Below are 2,933 nucleotides of genomic sequence, written 5' to 3'. Positions count from 1 at the left end.
TTTTTTAGGTTAAGTTATTAAGGGCGCACGGTGAATGCCTTGGCACTAGGAGCCGATGAAGGACGGTACTAACACCGATATGCTTCGGGGAGCTGTAAGTAAGCTTTGATCCGGAGATTTCCGAATGGGGGAACCCACTGCTCGTAATGGAGTAGTATCTTGACGTGAATACATAGCGTCTTGATGGCATACCCAGGGAACTGAAACATCTAAGTACCTGGAGGAAGAGAAAGAAATTATTCGATTCCCTAAGTAGCGGCGAGCGAAACGGGAAGAGCCCAAACCAAGAGGCTTGCCTCTTGGGGTTGTAGGACACTCTATACGGAGTTACAAAAGAATGGACTAGGCGAAGCGATCTGGAAAGGTCCGCCATAGCGGGTAAAAGCCCTGTAGTCGAAAGTTCATTCCCTCTTGAGTGTATCCTGAGTACGGCGGAACACGTGAAATTCCGTCGGAATCCGGGAGGACCATCTCCCAAGGCTAAATACTCCCTAGTGACCGATAGTGAACCAGTACCGTGAGGGAAAGGTGAAAAGCACCCCGGGAGGGGAGTGAAATAGAACCTGAAACCGTGTGCCTACAAGTAGTTAGAGCCCGTTAATGGGTGATAGCGTGCCTTTTGTAGAATGAACCGGCGAGTTACGATTACGTGCAAGGTTAAGTTGAGAAGACGGAGCCGCAGCGAAAGCGAGTCTGAATAGGGCGAATGAGTACGTGGTCGTAGACCCGAAACCAGGTGATCTACCCATGTCCAGGGTGAAGGTGAGGTAACACTCACTGGAGGCCCGAACCCACGCACGTTGAAAAGTGCGGGGATGAGGTGTGGGTAGCGGAGAAATTCCAATCGAACTTGGAGATAGCTGGTTCTCTCCGAAATAGCTTTAGGGCTAGCCTCGTGATTGAGAATACTGGAGGTAGAGCACTGTTTGGACTAGGGGGGCATCTCGCTTTACCGAATTCAGACAAACTCCGAATGCCAGATATTTATACACGGGAGTCAGACTGCGAGTGATAAGATCCGTAGTCAAAAGGGAAACAGCCCAGACCACCAGCTAAGGTCCCAAAGTAATCGTTAAGTGGAAAAGGATGTGGCGTTGCTTAGACAACCAGGATGTTGGCTTAGAAGCAGCCATCATTTAAAGAGTGCGTAATAGCTCACTGGTCGAGTGACGCTGCGCCGAAAATGTATCGGGGCTAAACGATTCACCGAAGCTGTGGATGGACATCTATGATGTCCGTGGTAGGAGAGCGTTCTAAGGGCGTTGAAGTCAGACCGGAAGGACTGGTGGAGCGCTTAGAAGTGAGAATGCCGGTATGAGTAGCGAAAGATGGGTGAGAATCCCATCCACCGTATGACTAAGGTTTCCTGAGGAAGGCTCGTCCGCTCAGGGTTAGTCGGGACCTAAGTCGAGGCCGATAGGCGTAGACGATGGACAACAGGTTGATATTCCTGTACCACCTCCCCGCCGTTTGAGTAATGGGGGGACGCAGTAGGATAGGGTAAGCGCGCCGTTGGTTGTGCGCGTCCAAGCAGTAAGGCGTGGAAGTAGGCAAATCCGCTTCCTGTAACGTTGAGCTGTGATGGCGAGTGGTTTACCACGAAGTTCCTGATTTCACACTGCCAAGAAAAGCCTCTAGCGAGGCGGGAGGTGCCCGTACCGCAAACCGACACAGGTAGTCGAGGAGAGAATCCTAAGGTGTGCGAGAGAACTCTCGTTAAGGAACTCGGCAAAATGACCCCGTAACTTCGGGAGAAGGGGTGCTCTCGCAAGAGAGCCGCAGTGAATAGGCCCAGGCGACTGTTTAGCAAAAACACAGGTCTCTGCAAAACCGTAAGGTGACGTATAGGGGCTGACGCCTGCCCGGTGCTGGAAGGTTAAGAGGAGGGGTTAGCGCAAGCGAAGCTCTGAATTGAAGCCCCAGTAAACGGCGGCCGTAACTATAACGGTCCTAAGGTAGCGAAATTCCTTGTCGGGTAAGTTCCGACCCGCACGAAAGGCGTAACGATCTGGGCACTGTCTCAACGAGAGACTCGGTGAAATTATAGTACCTGTGAAGATGCAGGTTACCCGCGACAGGACGGAAAGACCCCGTGGAGCTTTACTGTAGCCTGATATTGAATTTTGGCACAACTTGTACAGGATAGGTAGGAGCCAGAGAACTCGGAGCGCCAGCTTCGAGGGAGGCGTCGGTGGGATACTACCCTGGTTGTGTTGAAATTCTAACCCATACCCCTGATCGGGGTAGGAGACAGTGTCAGGTGGACAGTTTGACTGGGGCGGTCGCCTCCTAAAAGGTAACGGAGGCGCCCAAAGGTTCCCTCAGAATGGTTGGAAATCATTCGTAGAGTGTAAAGGCACAAGGGAGCTTGACTGCGAGACCTACAAGTCGAGCAGGGTCGAAAGACGGGCTTAGTGATCCGGTGGTTCCGCATGGAAGGGCCATCGCTCAACGGATAAAAGCTACCCCGGGGATAACAGGCTTATCTCCCCCAAGAGTCCACATCGACGGGGAGGTTTGGCACCTCGATGTCGGCTCATCGCATCCTGGGGCTGTAGTCGGTCCCAAGGGTTGGGCTGTTCGCCCATTAAAGCGGTACGCGAGCTGGGTTCAGAACGTCGTGAGACAGTTCGGTCCCTATCCGTCGTGGGCGTAGGAAATTTGAGAGGAGCTGTCCTTAGTACGAGAGGACCGGGATGGACACACCGCTGGTGTACCAGTTGTCTTGCCAAAGGCATCGCTGGGTAGCTATGTGTGGACGGGATAAGTGCTGAAAGCATCTAAGCATGAAGCCCCCCTCAAGATGAGATTTCCCATTACGCAAGTAAGTAAGATCCCTCAAAGACGATGAGGTAGATAGGTTCGAGGTGGAAGTGTGGTGACACATGGAGCTGACGAATACTAATCGATCGAGGACTTAACCAAATCTTGAA

The 2,933-nt window shown here is 52.2% G+C and carries 1 rRNA gene; it reads left to right on the top strand.

Annotated elements, in window-relative coordinates:
- Positions 1-7: 7 nt before the first annotated feature.
- Positions 8-2,925: ribosomal RNA gene (locus tag EK386_RS19540) — 23S ribosomal RNA — on the top strand.
- Positions 2,926-2,933 lie beyond the last annotated feature (8 nt).

The organism is Lysinibacillus antri, from assembly GCF_003977595.1.
GTDB lineage: Bacteria > Bacillota > Bacilli > Bacillales_A > Planococcaceae > Ureibacillus > Ureibacillus antri.
This window is presented reverse-complemented; position numbering and strand designations above follow the sequence as displayed.